This window comes from Thermus thermamylovorans (genome assembly GCF_004307015.1).
GTDB classification, from domain to species: domain Bacteria; phylum Deinococcota; class Deinococci; order Deinococcales; family Thermaceae; genus Thermus; species Thermus thermamylovorans.
In genome coordinates this window covers 175,036-192,455 of sequence record NZ_SIJL01000002.1, presented here as the reverse complement: position 1 = coordinate 192,455, position 17,420 = coordinate 175,036, and the positions used below count along the sequence as shown (strand labels likewise).

Here is a 17,420-nt window from a genome sequence, read left to right as displayed (position 1 = left end):
CCCCTAAAGGTCGTTGCCCGCGTAGGACAGGTCGAAGGACTTGTTGCAGAGGGGAAAGTCGGGCAGGCCTTCCCCCCGTACCGCCAGCTCCAAAGCCCGCCAGTTCTTGAAGGAGGGATCCACCCCTTCGGCCAAGGCTACCTCTCCCCCCGCCACCCGCACGAACCAGAAGACCTCCCCCCGCCCCGCCTCCACCCGGGCCATGGCCTCCCCGTCCCCGGGGGGCAGGTCCTGGGCCAAAGGGCCCTCGGGAAGATGGGTGAGGAAGTGAAGGGCATAGTCCAGGGCCTGCAGGGTTTCCTCCGCGTAGACCTGGGCCCGGGCCAGGACGTCCCCCCCCTGGCGCACCACCGGCTGGAAGCTCGAGTAGGCGGGGTCGTCCTGCCGGAGGTCGCGGGCCACCCCGCTGGCCCGGGCGGTGGGCCCCACGAAGCCCAAGGCCTCGGCCTCCACTCGGCGCACCACCCCTACGTAGCGCATCCGGTCCAGCACCTGGGGGTGCTTGAGGAGCCGGGGCAGGAGGCGGGCCAGCTCCTCCCGGTAAAGAGCCAAGGCGGAGAGGTCGGGCCGCCCTTCCCGCCACACCCCTCCCACCCGCAGGAAGTTGCGCCCGTAGCGGTGCCCGGTGAGGCGGTCCAGCTCCCCTTGGAGGAGGGCCCGGATGCGCCCCACCTGGGTGGCCCCGTAGGCGTAGCCGATATCGGTGAAAAGCCCCGCCAGGTGCCCAAGGTGCCCGAAGGCCCGCTCCAGCTCCAAGGCCGCCCGGCGCAGGGCCTGCGCCCGGGGCGGGGCCTTCCGCCCCAAGGCTTCCTCCCAGGCCTGGGCGAAGGCCAGAGCGTGGGCCAGGGGCTCACTCCCTGCGCGCTCCACCAAGAGGAGGGCAGCCTCAGGACCCTTGCCCGGGAGGAGGGCCAAAAGGCCCCTGTGCTGGTAACCCAGGCGGATCTCCAGGTTCACGATCCGCTCCCCCAGGACGCTGAAGCGGAAGTGGCCAGGCTCAATGATGCCGGCGTGCACCGGACCCACGGGCACCTCGTGCAGTTCCTTGAACTCGCGGAAGGCGTAGGGCAGGTCGTGCCGACGCAAGGGCTTTGGGTCCGGATGCCCTTCCGGGGTGTACCCCCGCTCCCAGAGGGCCCGCTCCCACCAGTCCATGGAGGGGAACTCCGCGGCCAGGCTGGGGAAGCGCCTTCCCTCTCCGAAGCGAAACACCCTCACGTCCCGCCCCACCTCCGTCACCAAAACCACCCCCTCCCCATCGGGAAAGAGGGCCACGGGACGCCCCTCCCTCAAGGCTTCCTTCACCGCGTCCACAGCACCACCTCCAGGGCCTGGAAGACCTCCACCGGCGGGCGGACCCCCAGGAGGAAGAGCACCGCCAGAAGCAGCCACAAAGCCCACAGGTCCAGCTCCTGGGCTTTCCAGGGGCGGCCCGGCCCAAAGCCCATCTGGGTCATGGGGCCGAGGAGGCCCGCAAAGGCCAAACCCAGCCCCACCAGGTACAAAGCCGCCAGCAGGGGGTAGCGCATGGCCGCCTCCACCGCCTTGAACTCCGCAAAGAAGAGGGGGAAAGGAGGAAGCCCCCCCAAGGCCGCCAAGGCCAGGACGAAGGGCACCCCCAAAGCGGGGAGGGAACGGAAAAGCCCCCCCACCCGCCCCACCTCCTTGGCGTGGCTGAGGGCCAGGATGCCGCTTGCGCCCAAAAAGGCCAGGGTCTTGGCCAGGGAGTGGGCCAGGGTGTGGAAGAGGGCCAGCCAGGGCAGGCCCAGGCCCAGGGCGAAGACCGCCAAGCCCATGTGCTCCATGCTGGAGTAGGCCAGAAGGCGCTTGTACTCCTTCTGCCCGTAGAGGAAAAACCCCGCCGCCAAAAGGCTCAGGAGGCCGAAGGCCAAGAGGAGGCCGGAGGCGAAGGGAAAGAGCCCTGCGGCCTGCATGAGGGCGGTGTAGCGCAAGAGGGCGTAGAAGGCCACGTTGAGGAGGGTTCCAGAAAGCAGGGCCGAGGCCGGCCCTGGGGCCTCGGCGTGGGCGTCTGGGAGCCAAGCCTGCAGGGGGAAAAGCCCCACTTTGGTGCCGAAGCCCACCAGGAGGAGGGCGAAGGCCAGCTTGAGCCCCTCGGGGTTGGCGCTCCCCACCAGGGCCCGGGCCTCCCGCCAGTCCAAGGTGGCCCCCGAGAGAAGGGCGTAGACCAGGATCACCCCGATCAGCCCCAGGGCGATGCCCACACTCCCCAGCATGAGGTACTTCCAGGTGGCCTCGAGGGCCCTCGCTCCCCCCTTGTGGTACACGAGAAGGGCCGAGGCCAGGGTGGAGCCCTCCACGAAGATCCAGAGCACCCCCAGGTTGTGGGCCAAATAGGCCCCGTGAGCCGCCCCCAGAAAGAGGCCCCCTGCCCAGTAGAAACGCCAGGCCTCCTCCTCGCTGAAGTAGCCCCGGGCGAAGAGGGCGATGAGGGCGAAAAGAAGGTCGGTGAGCATGAGGTAGAAAAGGCCCACCCCATCCAGCCAGAAGGGGCCCGCCATCTGACCCAGGAGGAGGGGGGCCAGGAGGGCGGAGAGGATCGGGAGCAGCACCGAAAGCCGCACCAGCGCCCCCTTATCCCGGCGGCCCAGGAAGACCAAAAGGGGTAGCAACAGGAGCCCGTAAAGCATCCCCTACCCCCTCAGGGCCCGCATGCGGGCGGTGTCCACGTGGCCCATCACCCCCTTGATGCGGAAGATGAGAACCCCCGCCAGGAAGACGGCGGCGAAGGCGTCCAGGGCTACCCCCAGCTCCACGAAGAGGGGCAGGCCGTGGCTCTCGGAGAGGGCCAACAAGAAAACCCCATTCTCTAGGGCCAAAAAGCCCAACACCTGGCTGATGGCCTTCTTCCGGCTCACCATGGAGAGCATCCCCAGGAGGACCAGGGAGAGGGCCACCGGAACCCCTTGGGGCAAGGGGGCCTCCGGCAGGACAAAAACCGCTCCCACCCGAAAGGCCAAGGCTATGAGAAGACCTGCCAGAAGGAGGGAGAAGGAAACGGAAAGGTACCCCTCTACCTCGTGGCTCACCTCGAGGCGGTCCAGGAGCCAGAAGAGGTACCAGGGAATGGCCACCCCCTTGAGGACGAAAAGGGCCAGCCCCGCCAGCACGAAGTGAAGCTCCCCCTGGGCCAGCCCGAAGGAAACCAGGGCCAAGAGCACGTTCTGCAAGGCGTAAAGGCGGATGACCGCATCCAGGCTCCTGCGGCTCACCATCAGGAAGCCCGTGGCCAACACCGCCAGCACCAGCGTGTTCAAAACTTCCATATCGCCCCCAAAAGCGCCAGCACCCCAAAGAGGGTGTTGTAGGAAAGAAAGTCGGGAAGCCTCAGGTAGCGAAGCTTCACCCCAAAGGTTTCCAAGTAGCCCAAAACCAGTACCCAGGCCAGCACCACCCCCATGAAGACCAAGACCTTGGGACCGGGAAGAAGGAGGGCCATAAGCCCCGCGTAGAAGAGCATTTTCACCGCGGCGGCCAGCTCGTAAAGGGCCAGCAAGGGCCCCCCGTGATCCAGGAGCTGGGCCTCGTGGACCATGGTGAGCTCCAGGTGGGTGGTGGGATCGTCCACAGGCATCCGCGCCCCTTCCGCCAACAGGGCCACCGCCAAGGAGGCCAGCACCAGGAGGAGGACCAGGGCGTTCTCCGGCCCCAGCACCGGCAGGCCCGCTAGGCCTAAGCCCTCCCCCGCCAACGCCGCCGCCCCCAAGGCCATGAGGGTCCCCGGCTCCGCCAGGATGGTCACCAAGCCCTCCCGGTAGCTTCCCTGGGCCCCGAAGGCGCTCCCCGTGTCCAAGGCGGCCAGCATCTGGAAAAACCGCCCCAGATTGAGGAGGTAAAGGGCCACCAGGAAGTCCCCGGCGAAGCTTAGGCCGGGAAGCAGGGGCAGGAAGAGGGCTGCGGCCAGGGCGCCCAAAAGGGCTAAGGTGGGCCCCAGGAGGGAAACCGGGGTGCTGAGGCCAGGCCTCACCCAGGCCTTACTCAGAAGCTTAGCCAAGTTGCGGTACTCCAGAAGGGGGCTTGCCCCCTGGCGGTGGGTGAGCCGGGCCTTCAGCCACTTCACGCTCCCGCCGAAGAGGGGGGCCAGAAGGAGGAACAAAAGCGCCGTCATAGGAGCACCACCCCCATCACCACCACCAGGGTGAGGAGCTGCAGGAGAAGGTAAAAGTGCAGGCTTCCCGACTGCAGGGCCTGCACCAGGCGAGTGGCCCAGCCAAACCCCTCCCCCACCCCCTGGTAAACCCGCTCCAGGGGCTCGTCCAGCTCTGGCCTCTCCCCCACCCTTAGGCGCAGGAAGGGAAAGAGGCGCAAAGCGGGCTCGGAGAAGCCCAGGGCGTTGGGCTGCATCCTGGAGGTCAGGGGCTGGAAGCCGCAGTCCCAGGTGCCGTAGGAGCGGCTGGGCCTGCGGTCAAGCCAGCGGTAAAGCCCTAAGGCAAGCGCCAGGAGGCCCCACGGGATCCAGCTGGGGTAAAGCCCCTGGCCCAGGGGGCGCAGGAACTGCTGCGGGAAGAGGCTCAGGCCCACAAGGAAAACCGCCAAGACCAGGAGGCCGAACCTCATGCCCGGGCCCAGGTGCAAGGCCACCTCCCCCCGGGGTGCGCCCAGAAAGGCTAGCCCGAAAAGCCGCACGTAGAAGTAAAGGGCCAGAGCCCCCACCAGGGCCAAAGCCCCCACGCCCAAGGGCAGGAGGCCAGGGGCAAAGAGGAACCCCTGGTAGAGGACCCACTCTGCGGCAAAGACCGCTCCGGGAGGCAGGCCCGCCCCCACCGCCATGCCCAGCAAGACGAGGCCTCCCAAAAGGGGCATCCGGTGCCAAAGCCCCCCCAGGCGGGAGAGCTGCCTTTCGGACAGGGCCCCCGAGCCGAGAAAGAGAAGCCCCTTGAAGAGGGCGTGCCCCACCTGGTGCAGAAAGAAAGCCCCCAGAAAGAGGGCCTTCCCGGTGAGGAAGTAACCCCCTAAGGCGGCCAGCATGAGCCCCAGGTTCTCCACGCTGGAGTAGGCCAGGGCTCCCTTGAGGTCTTCTTCCGCCAGACCCCGTACCAAGGCGTACACCGCCCCGAAGAGCCCCAGGAGGACCAGGGCAAAGCCCACCCACACCGGAGGAGGACCGAACCAGGTTTGGGCTTGGAAGAGGCCGTAAAGGCCCAGCTTGGTCATGGCCCCAGACAGCAAGGCGGAAACCGGGCTGATGGCCACAGGGTGGGCCCGGGGAAGCCAGAGGTGGAAGGGGAAAAGGGCGGCTTTGACGCCGAAGCCCACCAGGAGGCCCGCCCAGATCCAGTCAGGTCCCAGATGCCCCTGCCCCAGAAAAGCCAGGTACAGCCCGGCCCCGGAGAGGCGGCTGGCCAGGAAAAAGGCCCTGGCCCCTGCCTGGGCCTTGGGCCCCTCGAGGGCCACCAGGAGGTAACCCAGCAGGGCCATCCCCTCCCAGAAGAAGAGGAAGGGTAACCCAGGGGGCGCCTGGGCCACCCCCACCATGGCCAAGAGAAAGAGGGGCACCAAGAAGGCATAGACCGGGGCCTCCTTGGGGTGGTGGCCCAGGTACTCGGGCAGGTAGGAGGCCAAGGCCAGGGTGAGCAGGCCCAGGAGGAGCAGGAAGACACCCGCAGCACCCCCCTCCCCGAACCAAACTGCCTCCCCCGCCCAAAGGAAACCCACCCCGGCCAAACCGAGGAGCCAGGTGTAGCCCCTAGAGTCCCATCCCCGCAGGCCCACGAGGGAGGCCCCCACCAGGGCCAAAGCGCTGACCATCACCCCCTCGCTCACGTTTCCTCCTTCAAAGCGGCCAAGCGATCCCTCTCGGCCTCGAGGTGCCGCGCGAAGATACGGCGCCCCAAATCCAAAAAGGCGTAGACTTCGGGGTCCCGCGGGCGGTAGTAGACCATCTGCCCCTCTCGCCTGGCCTCCACCAGCCCCCTCTCCCTCAGCAGGGCCAGCTGGCGGGAAAGGGCGGACTGGGGCACCGAAAGCTCCCGCTGAAGGGAGGACACCGACCTCTCGCCTTCCCGAAGAGCGTCCAGGATGGCCAGGCGCAAGGGATGGGCCAGAGCCTTGAAGAACTCCGCCTTGTACCGGTGGAGGGCGCTAGGCATATAGCCTCCTATGGTTATATGCGCATAGCCACATATCTATAACCTTAGGTCCCCCTGTCCCCTTCGTCAAGGCAAGCGGTGGTATCATGCCCCTTTAGCGGTCCACCATGAGCGCATCGGCCTTCCTCCTGCGCACCCGCGCCCCTGGCCCCCAAGAGGTCATCCTCCCCTTGCCCCAGGATCTTCCTGGCCAAAGGGTCTGGGACCTCGCCCTCTCCAAGAGGCCCTTGGAGGCCTACGCCCACCGGGGCAACCTCCTGGCCCGCTTCCAACTGGAGCCCGATGAGGTCCTGGAAGCCCGCTTCCGCCTCGAGGCCTCCCCCCTCCGCTCCGCCCCCCCTTGGCGGGGCCTCCTCCTGCGGGAGCCCCCCGAGGCCTGGCCCGGGATCCTCGCCCACCGGGGCCACCGGGTAGAGAGGGCCCTGGGCTTCCTCCTCTCGGGAAGGCCCCACGCCTGGTTCCTGGTGGACGGCCTGCCCCTGGACCCCCTCCTCTTCCGGGAACTGGGGGAAAACCCCGCCCGCCTCCTCCCCCTGGGGGTGGCCCCCCACCCTACCCTCTACCTGGGGGGGCACGAGGGCCAAAGGCTCCTCCTCCTAAGGACCCCCTGGCCGGGGGAGGAGGTGCCGCAGTGGGAAGAGCTCCGCCCCCTGGGGCCCGATCCCCTGCCCTGGGCTCGAGGCCTGGCCTTCGCCAGCCTGGGGCTTTCCGCCCTGGGGTTCGCCACCGGCCCCTGGCCTTACCTGCCCTACCTCGGGCTCCTCGCCCTGCGCCAGGGCCGACCCCTGAAGGAGCTCTTCCTGCGTAGCCCGCGCTTCGCCCTGGAAAGCCTCCTCTTCCACGCCTTCGCCCTTTCGGTAACCACCCACCCCAGGCCGGAGCTGGGCCTAGGGTACCTGGCCCTTTTCCTCTGGAACCGGCTCAGGCCCGCTTCCGGAGCTCCGCGAGAATCTCCCGAAGAAGCCTGACCTCCTCCGGAGGCTCGGGAGGTGGAGAGGGCACCGCCTCCGCCTCCCTTTTGAGGCGCTTCTGCACCCCCTGCATGGGCACCACCACCAGGAAGTAGATGGCAACCCCCACCACCACGAAGTTCACCAGGGCGTTGACGAACTTGCCGACGGCCACAGGACCCAGCTTGAGGGCGGAGAAGTCGGGAGCGCCCCCCAGGGCTCCGATCAGGGGGGTAAGCACATCCGCCACCAAGGAGTTCACCACCTGGCCGAAGGCTCCCCCAATGACCACCGCCACCGCCAGGTCCACCACGTTGCCCCGCATCAAAAAGTCCCTGAACCCTTTCAACATAGCGCACCTCCACCAACCCAACGGTCCCACTTCCCGGACCCGTCCATCATAGAGGACCTCCGGCGAAGGCCCTGCTAAAATCGGCGTGTACCCCCGATGGGCCCAAAGGTGCTCAAAGCGCGGGGTCTTGGAGGTGAAGGATGGCCAAGGTGAGGCTGGAGCAGGTGTGGAAGCGCTTCGGCAAGGTGGTGGCCGTCAAGGACTTCAACCTGGAAACCGAGGACGGGGAGTTCGTGGTCTTCGTGGGGCCCTCCGGCTGCGGCAAGACCACCACCCTGCGCATGATCGCGGGGCTGGAGGAGATCTCCGAGGGCAGGATCTTCATCGGCGACCGCCTGGTGAACGACGTCCCCCCCAAGGACCGCGACATCGCCATGGTCTTCCAAAACTACGCCCTCTACCCCCACATGAACGTTTACGAGAACATGGCCTTCGGCCTCCGCCTCCGCCGCTACCCCAAGGACGAGATCGACCGCCGGGTAAAGGAGGCCGCCCGCATCCTCAAGATCGAGCACCTCCTCACCCGCAAGCCCCGGGAACTGTCCGGCGGCCAGCGGCAGCGGGTGGCCATGGGCCGCGCCATCGTCCGCGAACCCAAGGTCTTCCTCATGGACGAGCCCCTCTCCAACCTGGACGCCAAGCTCCGGGTGGAGATGCGGGCCGAGATCGCCAAGCTGCAAAGGCGCCTCGGCGTCACCACCATCTACGTGACCCACGACCAGGTGGAGGCCATGACCCTGGGCCACCGCATCGTGGTCATGAAGGACGGGGAGATCCAGCAGGTGGACACCCCCCTCAACCTCTACGACTTCCCCGCCAACCGCTTCGTGGCCGGCTTCATCGGCAGCCCCTCCATGAACTTCATCCGCGCCCGGGTGGAGGTCCAGGGGGAAAGGGTCTACCTGGTGGCCCCCGGCCTCCGGGTGCAGGCCAACCCCGTCCTGGGCCAGGCGGCCCGGCCCCACGCGGGGAAGGAGGTCTGGATGGGGATCCGCCCCGAGCACCTGGGCCTGAAGGGCTACACGGTGATTCCCGAGGAGGAAAACGTCATCCGCGGCGAGGTGGAGGTGGCCGAGCCCCTGGGGGCGGAGACGGAGATCCACGTGAGCGTGGACGGCACCGTCCTGGTGGCCAAGGTGGACGGCCACGCCCCCGTCAAGCCCGGGGACCGGGTGGACCTCCTCGCCGACACCGCCCGCCTCCACGCCTTCGATCTGGAGACCGAGCGCACCATCGGCCACGCGCAGGAGCGGGCCGCGGTGGCCCGCTAGGTGCCTGTGCACCAAGGTTGCCCCATAGGCAAAGGCTCAGGTGGCTTTTCCATCGGCTTTCTGGTGCCCCCGCCGTGGCGCAAGCCACGACGGGGTGCTCAGATGCCCGCGCCCGGGAGCCGCCTGACCCGATAGGGGGAAGCGGGCGGGCCCGCGGCCTCCGCGGGGCCCCCAGGGGGAAACCGGGGCCAGGGCCCGGGGAGGAGGCGGCTCCCCCCTTATGATGGGGGGGTGAGCGGCCTGGACCGAGCCCCGAAGACACCCCCGGGGAGGGGGGCATGAAGCGCCTCCTGGACGCCCTGATCCTCCTGGCCCTCCTCCCCTCCCTCCTGGCCCTCCTCCCCAGGCTGGAGGCGGAGCGGCCGGAGGCCCTCCTCCTCCTGGACGGACAGGCCCTCTGGGACGAGGCCCGCATCCGGGGCCAGGAGCCTTTGGCCCTGCTCCTGGCCTACCGGGAGCTGGGGGTAGGGGGAGTGGCCTTCCCCGAGCGCACCGTGCGGGACTGGGTGGACCGGGGGGCTCTCCTCTACCGCCCGGGGAGGGAGCTGGCGGAGGCCGGGCTCCCCGCCCGGCCCGGCTGGTACTACCTCCAGGGGGAGGGCTGGCTTCTGGACCTCCTCTCCCGGGCCTACGACCTCCCCAGCGAGCGGGTGGGCCCCTGGCTGGGCTTCCCCCTGGACGTGCTGGCCTTCCCCGCCTTCTACCCCCTGGCGGAGGTGCGACGGGCCAAGGAGGCAGGGTTTTACGTGGCGGTGCGCCCCCTCAACCACCGCCTGCGCCGCCTGGACCCCGGCCTTCCCCTGGTGCCCGAGGAAGCGGACGCGGTGGTCTTCGCCGGGGTGGAGGCCCTGGGCCACCCCTACCGCCTGGGGGAGGCGAAGGCCCTGGTGGACCGCCCCGTGGCCCTCATCGAGGGTGTCCCCCAGCCGGGCCTCGGCGCCTACCGCGAGGGGGGTCTCCTGCGGCTTTTCAGCCTGCGCTACGAGTGGCAGCTCACCCTCCCCCCGGAGGAGGCCGCGGACAAGTACGTCCTGGCCGCCCGGGAGCGGGGCCACCAGCTCCTCTACCTGAGGCCCTACCCCTACCCTGAGGAGACGGGGCGCTTCCTCCAGAGGCTGCGGGCGGGCCTCGAGGCCGGCGGCGTCCCCATAAGGGAGCCCACCCCCCGGGACTTCACCCCAAGCCCCTACCGCCTCGCCGCCTGGGCGGGGGTGGCGGCCGGCCTTGGCCTCCTGGCCCTGGGGCTTCCCGTCTACGGGCCCCTGGTGGCCTTTCTCCTCCTCCTCCTGGCCCTGGGGTACGCGGGCCCCCAGGCGGGGGCCCTCCTGGCGGCCCTGGTCTTCCCGGTCCTGGGTTTCCTCGGGCCCAGGAACGGCCTCTGGATGTGGCTCCGCGCCCTGGGCTACGCCCTGGCGGGGGCGGTCTTCCTCTCCGCCCTGGGCTCCAGGCCGGAGACGGTCCTGGGCCTGGAGGCCTTCCGAGGGGTCTCCCTCACCCTCCTGGTACCCCCCCTCCTGGTGGCCCTGAGCTTCCTGGAGCGGGACTTCCGGGGCACCCTTGCCCGGCTTTTCCACCACCCCTTGCGCCTGGGGGAGGTGGCCCTCGCCGCCTTGGCCCTCCTCCTCCTCCTCCTGGCCCTCCTGCGCCGGGGCAACGAGGCCCCCATCGTCCCCGAGCTGGAGCTCCGGCTCCGGAGCCTCCTCCAGGAGCTCATGGTCCGCCCCCGGTTCAAGGAGGTCTTCGGCCACGCCCTCTTCCCCATAGCCCTCCTCCTCCCCTGGCCCCGCTGGGTGCAAAACGGCCTCCTCTTCCTGGCGGCCATCGGCATGGCCTCCATCCTCAACACCTTCGGCCACTACCACACCCCCCTCCCCGTCTCCCTGGCCCGGGTGGTCAATGGCGCCCTGGTGGGGCTTCTCCTGGGGCTCGCCGGGGTTATCCTGGTAAGGAGGCTTAGGGCATGGTGGTCGGGGTAGCGGGGTACTACGGGTTCAAAAACGCCGGGGACGAGGCCATCCTGGAGGCCATCGCCCGGGAGCTCAGGGCCCGGGGGCACGAGGTCCTGGCCCTCTCGGGGGACCCCCGGCGCACCGCGGGAGAACACGGCATCCGCGCTGCCCACCGCCTCAACCCCCTGGCCCTCCTGGGGGCCGACCTTTGGCTTCTGGGGGGCGGGGGGCTTTTGCAGGACGCCACCAGCGCCCTGAGCCTCACCTACTACCTCTCGGTGCTGCGCATGGCCCGCCTCTTCCGCCGGCGGGTGGTGGTCTTCAACCAGTCCTTGGGGCCCCTTTCCCCCGGCGGGGAAAGGCGGGTGCAGCGGGCCCTTAAGGGGGTGCCGGTGATCCTGCGGGACCAGGACTCCCTGGCCTACGCGGAGCGGCTGGGGATCCCCGCCGCTTTGGGGGCCGACCCCGCCCTTCTCCTCTCCCCTCCCCCGGTGAGGCGGGAGGAGGACCTGGTCGTGGTCATCCCCCGGGCAGGGGTAGCGGGGGAGGCCCTGAAGAACCTCTACATCACCGCCAACCACCTGGTGCACGAGGGCCGACAGGTCCTGGTCCTCCTCCTGCAGCCCGGCTACGACGACGCGGTGATGAACACCTTCTACCTGCACCGCATCGAGAAGACCTCCGACCCCCGGCGGGTTCTCTACCTGGTGGCCCAGGCGGGGTATGTGATCTCCATGCGCCTCCACGGCCTGGTGCTGGCTGCGGCCGCGGGCACCCCCTTTGCCGGGGTGGCCTACGACCCCAAGGTGGCGGCCTTCGCCAAGGAGGCCGGGGCCTACTGGCAGGAGCTGCCCGGAGACCCCATCAAGCTTTCCAAGTCGGCCATGTACGGCCGCGTCCCCGACTGGGAGAAGGTGGCGGCCCTCAAGGAGCGGGCCCGGCGGAGCTTCGACCTGGCGCTAGGGGAAACGGCCCCGGTCAAACGGACCCACGGACGCGGCTGAGGCGGCCCTTGAGCCCCTCGGCGAAGGCCTGCAGGTCGGAAAGGGCCTCCTCCACCTCCTGCCTCAGCAGGAACTCCCCTGGGGCAAGCCGCTTGAGGAGGAGGAAGGGGGGCTGGGCGAGGAGCTCCACCCCTTGGCGCACCACCTCGGGGACCAGCCCCTCCTCCAGGGCCTCGGCCTCCAGGTCGGCCAGGAGGAAGACCTCCCCCAAAGGCCTTTTGGCCAGGAGGAGGAGGAGGGCGGCGAAGGCCCCCCGCTCGGAGAGTTCGGCCACCAGACGGTCCTCCAGGGCCTCCACCGCCTCCAGGTCCACCCGCCCGGTGCGGAGGAGATCCTCCAGGTCCAGGGGAGAGAGGGGAAAGCGGGCCTTGAGGCGCACCAGCCGGTTCACCGCCTCCGGAGAGAGGTAGCCTGCCCCCCCGGGCACCCCCTCCTTCTGGGACTCCGGGGCCAGGAAGGCGGTGTGGAACCCCTGCTGGCGGAAGGGGCGGAGGTCGGCGGCCTCCCCCTCCCCGGGCCGCAGGAGGGCCAGGGCCACCTGGCGGCGCCCCAGGGGGGCCTTGTAGACCCAGGGAGGGCCCCCCTCCAGATGGAAACCGAGCCGCCTCAGGTCCTCGGTGACCCCCGGGGGCTCCAGCGGCCGCGGCTCGTGGGGGAAGAGGACCTCCTTGGGGTAGGGGGTGACCCGCACCCGCCGCTTCTCCGGCCGGGGCTCGGGCGCCTCCAGGGGCAGGGGACGGGGGGTCTCCCTGGCCTGGGCGCCCGGGTCGGGGGTGGGGCCCTTGGGCAGGCTCCTGGGCTCCGCCTTGAGCTCCACCTCCTCCCCGCGGAAGTGGAGGAGGACGGCCTCGTTCACGGCAAGCCGCCGCTTGCGGTAGTAGGGCAGAAGCCCCCGCACCACCCCGGCCTTCCAGTCCACCTGGGCCTCGTAGACCTCCCCCTCCTCGTCCACAAAGCGCACCCGCTCCCGCCCGAGGAGGTGCTGGCGCAGGGAGACCGTAAGGGCCATGGTACCGGTCTGGATACAGGTGCTGGTCAGCACATAGCGTGCGGTCATATCACCTCCCGAGCTCCCGTAGGGGGCAGGGACTCCCTGAAGTGAGCATATAATACACCTCGTAAGCCACGGCAAGGGTGCGCTCCACGTCCATAAGGGCCCGGTGCTCCCTTCTGGGGGGTAGCTCCAGCACCTGGGAAAGGGCGTCCAGGCCGTAGCCCTTGAGGCCCCGCATGGCCCTTCTGGCCAAGGGGAGGGTGTCCACCACGGGGTTCTCCAGAGGGTAGCCCAGGGCCTCCAGGGCCGGGCGGAGAAAGGCGAGGTCAAAGGGGGCGTTCTGGATCACCAGGGTGGCCCCCTGAAGAAGGGGGTAGGCCCGCTCCAGCACCGCCTCCAGGGGCGGGGCCCCCTCCAGGTCCTGGGCCCGTATGCCGGTGAGCCGCTGGATGAAGGGGCCCGGGGGCCTCGCCGGGCGCACCAGGCTCTGAAAAGCCTCCCGCCTTCCCCCTTCCAGGCGCACCAGGGCCAGCTCGATGACCTCGTTCAGGCCCGGAGCCAGGCCCGTGGTCTCCAGGTCCAGGACCACCACTGCCTCCCCGTGGGGGGGAAAGGGGTAGCGCCACTCCCAAAGCCCCACCTCCTCCCCCAGGAGAAAGCGCCCGTCCAGAAGAGGGCGGAGCACGGGCTCCACCGGCCCCCTGAGCCCCAAGGCCGCCCCCAGGGCGGCCATGGGCAGGGGCCTCCCCTCGGCCCGGAGCCTCCGGGCCAGGCGGGTGGCGAGGCGGTAGCGGAAGGCGGCCTCCACTACAGGGCCTCCCCCAGGGGGGCCTTCAGGAAGGCCCGGTCCGTGGCCTCCTCGAAGGCCAGAGCCGCCCGCAAAAGCCCCTCGTCCTCCCCCCAGGGGGCGAGGAGCTGGAGCCCCAGGGGAAGCCCCTCCTCAAAGCCTGCGGGAAAGGAGAGGGCGGGGAGGCCCGCGAGGCTCGCCCCCACGGTGTAGAGGTCCTCCCGGTACATGGCCAGGGGGTCGGGCCTGCTCCCCAGGGGGAAGGCGGGGTGGGGGGTGGTGGGGAGGAGGAGGAGGTCCACCTCCTGGAAGAGGGCCCGGGCCTCGGCCTTAAGCCGCCGGCGGAAGGCCTGGGCCCGGCCGTAGTAGGCCTCGTAGTAGCCGCTGGAGAGGACGAAAGTGCCCACCAGGATGCGGCGCTTGACCTCGAGGCCCAACCGGGCCCGGGTGGCCTCCACCATCCGCCAAAGCTCCTCCCCTTCCGCCCGGTAGCCGTAAAGGGTCCCGTCGTAGCGGGCCAGGTTGGCGCTGGCCTCGGCGGGGGCCAGGATGTAGTAGGCGGCCAGGGCCTGGAGCAGGGCGGGCCAGGAGACCTCCCTGACGGCGAAGCCCAGGCCCTGGAAGACCCCCAAGGCCTCCTCCAGGGCCCGCTCCACCCCGCGGGAGTTCCCGGAAAGCCCCTCCCGCACCACCCCCAGGCGCAAGGGGCGGAGGGGCGCCTCCAGGGCCTCCCCGAAGCGGGGGGGCTGATCCAGGCTGGTGGCGTCTCGAGGGTCGGGTCCGGCCACCGCGTCCAGGAGGAGGGCCAGGTCCCGCACCGAGCGGGCCAGGGGGCCAATCTGGTCCAGGCTCGAGGCGTAGGCGAGGAGGCCATAGCGGCTCACCCGGCCGTAGGTGGGCTTGAGGCCGTAGACCCCGCAGAAGGCCGCGGGCTGGCGCACGCTCCCCCCGGTGTCCGAGCCCAGGGCCAGGGGGGCCAGGTCCGCGGCCACCGCCGCGGCGCTTCCCCCGCTAGACCCCCCCGGCACCCGGGAGGGGTCGAAGGGATTCTTGGTGGGGAAGAAGACGGAGTGTTCCGTGGAGGAGCCCATGCCGAACTCGTCCAGGTTGGTCTTGCCCAGGACCAGGGCCCCGAGGGCCTTGAGCCGGGCCACCGCCGTGGCCTCGTAAGGGGGCAGGAAGCCCTCCAGAAGGCGGCTTCCCGCGGTGGTGGGAAGCCCTTGGGTGGCGATGTTGTCCTTGACGGCCACAAGGAGGCCCGCCAGGGGGAGGGAAGGGTCCAGGGCCTCGGCCTCCTCCAAAAGCCTCCCGTTCAGGCTGAGGAAGGCCCCGAGGCCGGGGTCCAAGCGGCGGACCCGCTCCAGGTAGGCCTGGGCCACCTCCCGGGGGGAGACCTCCCCCCGCGCCACCCGGGCGCGGATCTCGTGGGCCAACATGCCCCCACTATAGCCCGAAGCGCAGCCCCAGCCAGTCCCGGAACCCGGGGTAGGCCGCCTCCCCCCCCCGGGGGAGGTAGGTCACATTCCCCGGCTCGCGGCGGAACCAGGTGTACTGGCGCCGGGCGTAGGCCTTCACCGCCCGGATGTCCCGCAGGAGGGCCTCCTCCAGGCCGTACTCCCCCCGGAGGTACCCCACCACCTCCTTGTAGCCGATGGCCTGGAGGGCGGTGGGGATGGTGGGGTAGCGGGCCAAAAGGCCCCGCACCTCCTCCACCAGCCCCCGGGCGAACTGGCGCTTGGCCCTCTCCTCCAGCTTGGGAAAAAGCCACTCCCGCTCGGGCCAAAGGACCAGCTTCCGGTAGCGGAAGCGGGGCGGGCGCCGGGGGAAGCGGGCCGGGGGCAGGCCCGTTCGGCGCAGGACCTCGAGGGCCCGCACGAGCCGCCTGGGATTCCTCCCCACCCGCCGGGCGTCCTCGGGGCTGGCCTGGGCGAGCTCGCGGAGCAAAGCCTCCAGGCCCCTGGCGGTAAGCTCCCGCCAGAGGGCCTCCTGAACCCCGGGGTCCGGCGGGGGGAGCTGGGGAAGCCCCTCGGAGAGGGCCCGGATGTAGTACCCCGTCCCCCCCACCACCAGGGGCACCCGCCCCCGGCCCAGGACCTCGGCGATGGCCCCCTCCGCCAGGCCCACCCACCGGGCCACGCTCATGGCCTCGCTGGGCTCCAGGGCGTCCACCAGGTGGTGGGGTACCCGGGCCCTTTCCTCGAGGGTCGGCTTGTCCGTGCCGATGTCCAGGCCGCGATAGACCATGGCGGCGTCGGCGGAGACCACTTCCAGGGGGAGCTCCTCCCCGAGCCGGAGGGCCAGCAGGGTTTTGCCGCTTCCCGTGGGACCGGCGAGGACGGGGACGGCTTCCACCTCCTTATATGCTAAGGGCATGTTGGAACGCCTAGACCGCCTGGAGACCCTGCGCAAGCTCAAGGAGTTGCAGGAGCGCATCGCGGAGCTGGCCTACCGGCTTACCGGGGAGGAGGCCGCGGCCTGGGTCCCCAGGGCCGACCTCCTGGAGGACGAGGACCACTACGTGCTCCTGGTGGACCTGCCCGGGGTCCGCCCCGAGGACCTGGAGCTCCTGGAAGAGGGCAGCCGCATCACCCTGGCCGGGGTGCGCCACCCCCTCCCCGGCACCTACCTCCTGGAGGAAAGGCCCATGGGCACCTTCCGCCGCACCCTGGACCTGCCCGGGCCCATAGAGGAGGGCACCGCCCAGGCCACCCTGCGCCAGGGGGTGCTGGAGGTGCGCTTCCGGAAGCGCAAGGGAACGGCCTTGCCCCTGGCTCAGTAAACCACCTGGTGGCAGGCCCGGCAGCGGGGCTCGTAGCGCTCCTCAGCCCCCACCAGGATCACGGGGTCCGAGTAGCGGGCGGGCCTACCGTCCACCAGGCGCTGGGTACGGGTGGCGGAGGCCCCGCAGCGAGGGCAGATGGCGGTGAGCTTCTCCACGAACTCCGCCCGGGCCAGCAGCTCCGGCATGACGCCGAAGGGCTCCCCCCGGAAGTCCAGGTCCAGCCCCGCCAGGATCACCCGCACCCCCTCCTGGGCCAGGCCCTCGGCCAGGGGGACGAGCCCCCGGTCCAGAAACTGCACCTCGTCCACCGCCACCACCTGGGGTAGCGGGGCGAGGTAGGCCGCCATCTCCGCCGCCTGGGCCACGGGGATGGCCTCCACCCTCTCCCCGTCATGGCTCACCACATGGCGGGGATGGTAGCGGTCGTCCAACCGAGGCTTGAAGACGGCTACCCGCTGCCGGGCGATCAGGGCCCGCCTGACCCGGCGGATGAGCTCCTCGCTCTTGCCGGAGAACATGGGCCCCGCGATGACCTCGATCCATCCTTGGCGGTGCAGGGTGGGCGGCATCCCTCCTCCGCGGGCATTTTACGGGACCCCTCGGGCGGGGGGCCACGCCCCGGACCCTCCCGCCCTCTGGGAAGGCCCGAGGCCCCTCAGCGCCCCTTGCGGTAGGCGTCGCCGTAGCGGCGCTGAAAGCGCTCCACCCGCCCCTCGGTGTCCACAAAGCGCTGCTGCCCGGTGTAGAAGGGATGGCAATTGCTGCAGACCTCCACGTGGATCTCCGACCGGGTGGAGTAGGTGTGGATGACGTTGCCGCACCCGCAGACGATGCGGGCGGGTACCAGCTTGGGATGGATGCCCTCTTTCACCTTCGCCTCCTTCCGCACGGTCTTGGCCGTGCGCGGACCGCCCCTCAGTCTAAGGCCTCCCCCCTTTTGCGGCAAGCCTCCCGCCCCACGCGCAAAACCCCTCTTCCGCCGCCCTTTGCCCTTAGGCCGAGCACCCGTGCGCCAAAGTTGCCCCACGGGTGAGGGGAGGAGGGGCGTATCCGCCTCCCCTTGCGGGGCAAGCCGCAACGGAACACCCGGGGCGGCCCTTGACCCCAGGGCCAAGGCCCCTTAGGCTGAGGGGCAATGCGGCGGGGCATCCCCCTAGACCTAGGCCGGGCGGGCCCGGTCTAGGGAGGCCTTTCCGCTTTCCCCCCGGGCCTAGCACCCCGGGG

At 70.2% G+C, this 17,420-nt stretch carries 18 protein-coding genes; 5 read left to right on the top strand and 13 right to left on the bottom strand.

Annotated features, from left to right (window positions below):
- Positions 1–3 precede the first annotated feature (3 nt).
- The 6 genes from ETP66_RS02500 to ETP66_RS02475 are packed head-to-tail and all read right to left on the bottom strand — an operon-like array spanning position 4 to position 6,107.
- Complete coding sequence (locus ETP66_RS02500; RefSeq protein WP_038046749.1) at positions 4–1,314, bottom strand: hydrogenase large subunit; 1,311 nt, start codon at positions 1,312–1,314, stop codon at positions 4–6.
- Complete coding sequence (locus ETP66_RS02495) at positions 1,302–2,648, bottom strand: proton-conducting transporter transmembrane domain-containing protein (RefSeq protein ID WP_130840295.1); 1,347 nt, start codon at positions 2,646–2,648, stop codon at positions 1,302–1,304. Before ETP66_RS02495 ends, ETP66_RS02500 begins: the two co-directional genes overlap by 13 nt.
- Positions 2,649–2,651: 3 nt before the next feature.
- The gene (locus tag ETP66_RS02490; protein ID WP_201738449.1) at positions 2,652–3,284 is read right to left on the bottom strand and encodes a hypothetical protein; all 633 of its coding nucleotides are present in this window, start codon (positions 3,282–3,284) and stop codon (positions 2,652–2,654) included.
- Complete coding sequence (locus ETP66_RS02485; protein WP_130840293.1) at positions 3,272–4,126, bottom strand: NADH-quinone oxidoreductase subunit H; 855 nt, start codon at positions 4,124–4,126, stop codon at positions 3,272–3,274. Before ETP66_RS02485 ends, ETP66_RS02490 begins: the two co-directional genes overlap by 13 nt.
- Positions 4,123–5,781: a proton-conducting transporter transmembrane domain-containing protein gene (locus ETP66_RS12360; RefSeq protein WP_269089295.1), complete on the bottom strand. Its 1,659-nt coding sequence runs from the start codon at positions 5,779–5,781 to the stop codon at positions 4,123–4,125. Before ETP66_RS12360 ends, ETP66_RS02485 begins: the two co-directional genes overlap by 4 nt.
- Entirely contained in the window at positions 5,778–6,107 is a 330-nt protein-coding gene (locus ETP66_RS02475; RefSeq protein WP_130840291.1) for an ArsR/SmtB family transcription factor, read from the bottom strand. The genes ETP66_RS12360 and ETP66_RS02475 overlap by 4 nt, the downstream gene beginning before the upstream one ends.
- A 107-nt stretch (positions 6,108–6,214) precedes the next feature.
- Here ETP66_RS02475 and ETP66_RS02470 point away from each other — a divergent pair, with 107 nt between their 5' ends.
- The gene (locus ETP66_RS02470; protein WP_130840289.1) at positions 6,215–7,075 is read left to right on the top strand and encodes a hypothetical protein; all 861 of its coding nucleotides are present in this window, start codon (positions 6,215–6,217) and stop codon (positions 7,073–7,075) included.
- Here ETP66_RS02470 and mscL read toward each other — a convergent pair.
- A complete protein-coding gene (gene mscL, locus ETP66_RS02465) occupies positions 7,029–7,409 on the bottom strand; it encodes a large conductance mechanosensitive channel protein MscL (RefSeq protein ID WP_130840287.1) in 381 nt (126 codons plus the stop codon). The genes ETP66_RS02470 and mscL overlap by 47 nt on opposite strands.
- 140 nt (positions 7,410–7,549) lie before the next feature.
- Here mscL and ETP66_RS02460 point away from each other — a divergent pair, with 140 nt between their 5' ends.
- The 3 genes from ETP66_RS02460 (at position 7,550) to csaB (ending at position 11,633) form a co-directional block, all read left to right on the top strand.
- Positions 7,550–8,680, top strand: a complete 1,131-nt coding sequence (locus ETP66_RS02460; RefSeq protein WP_130840285.1) for an ABC transporter ATP-binding protein — start codon at positions 7,550–7,552, stop codon at positions 8,678–8,680.
- A 278-nt stretch (positions 8,681–8,958) separates the two neighbouring features.
- Positions 8,959–10,656: a DUF5693 family protein gene (locus tag ETP66_RS02455; protein WP_130840284.1), complete on the top strand. Its 1,698-nt coding sequence runs from the start codon at positions 8,959–8,961 to the stop codon at positions 10,654–10,656.
- Positions 10,641–11,633: a polysaccharide pyruvyl transferase CsaB gene (csaB, locus tag ETP66_RS02450; RefSeq protein WP_130840282.1), complete on the top strand. Its 993-nt coding sequence runs from the start codon at positions 10,641–10,643 to the stop codon at positions 11,631–11,633. The genes ETP66_RS02455 and csaB overlap by 16 nt, the downstream gene beginning before the upstream one ends.
- Here the strand turns inward: csaB and ETP66_RS02445 are convergent.
- From ETP66_RS02445 to miaA, 4 genes are read right to left on the bottom strand one after another with little or no spacing between them, the layout of a single operon-like run.
- On the bottom strand, positions 11,608–12,690 hold the full coding sequence (locus tag ETP66_RS02445; protein WP_130840280.1) for a hypothetical protein: 1,083 nt from the start codon (positions 12,688–12,690) through the stop codon (positions 11,608–11,610). The two genes, csaB and ETP66_RS02445, sit on opposite strands and share 26 nt — an antisense overlap.
- A 1-nt stretch (position 12,691) precedes the next feature.
- Complete coding sequence (locus ETP66_RS02440) at positions 12,692–13,435, bottom strand: 3'-5' exonuclease (protein ID WP_130840279.1); 744 nt, start codon at positions 13,433–13,435, stop codon at positions 12,692–12,694.
- Positions 13,435–14,850 (bottom strand): Asp-tRNA(Asn)/Glu-tRNA(Gln) amidotransferase subunit GatA, encoded by a 1,416-nt coding sequence (gene gatA, locus ETP66_RS02435; protein ID WP_130840277.1) that lies wholly within the window; start codon positions 14,848–14,850, stop codon positions 13,435–13,437. Before gatA ends, ETP66_RS02440 begins: the two co-directional genes overlap by 1 nt.
- 7 nt (positions 14,851–14,857) lie before the next feature.
- A complete protein-coding gene (gene miaA / locus ETP66_RS02430; protein ID WP_130840275.1) occupies positions 14,858–15,766 on the bottom strand; it encodes a tRNA (adenosine(37)-N6)-dimethylallyltransferase MiaA in 909 nt (302 codons plus the stop codon).
- Positions 15,767–15,785: 19 nt separating this feature from the next.
- Between miaA and ETP66_RS02425 the strand changes: the two genes are divergently transcribed.
- A complete protein-coding gene (locus ETP66_RS02425) occupies positions 15,786–16,193 on the top strand; it encodes an Hsp20/alpha crystallin family protein (protein WP_130840273.1) in 408 nt (135 codons plus the stop codon).
- Here ETP66_RS02425 and ETP66_RS02420 read toward each other — a convergent pair.
- Both ETP66_RS02420 and rpmE read right to left on the bottom strand, forming a co-directional pair.
- A complete protein-coding gene (locus ETP66_RS02420; RefSeq protein WP_130840268.1) occupies positions 16,187–16,765 on the bottom strand; it encodes a thymidine kinase in 579 nt (192 codons plus the stop codon). The two genes, ETP66_RS02425 and ETP66_RS02420, sit on opposite strands and share 7 nt — an antisense overlap.
- An 86-nt stretch (positions 16,766–16,851) precedes the next feature.
- Positions 16,852–17,067: a 50S ribosomal protein L31 gene (rpmE, locus tag ETP66_RS02415; RefSeq protein WP_130840266.1), complete on the bottom strand. Its 216-nt coding sequence runs from the start codon at positions 17,065–17,067 to the stop codon at positions 16,852–16,854.
- Positions 17,068–17,420 lie beyond the last annotated feature (353 nt).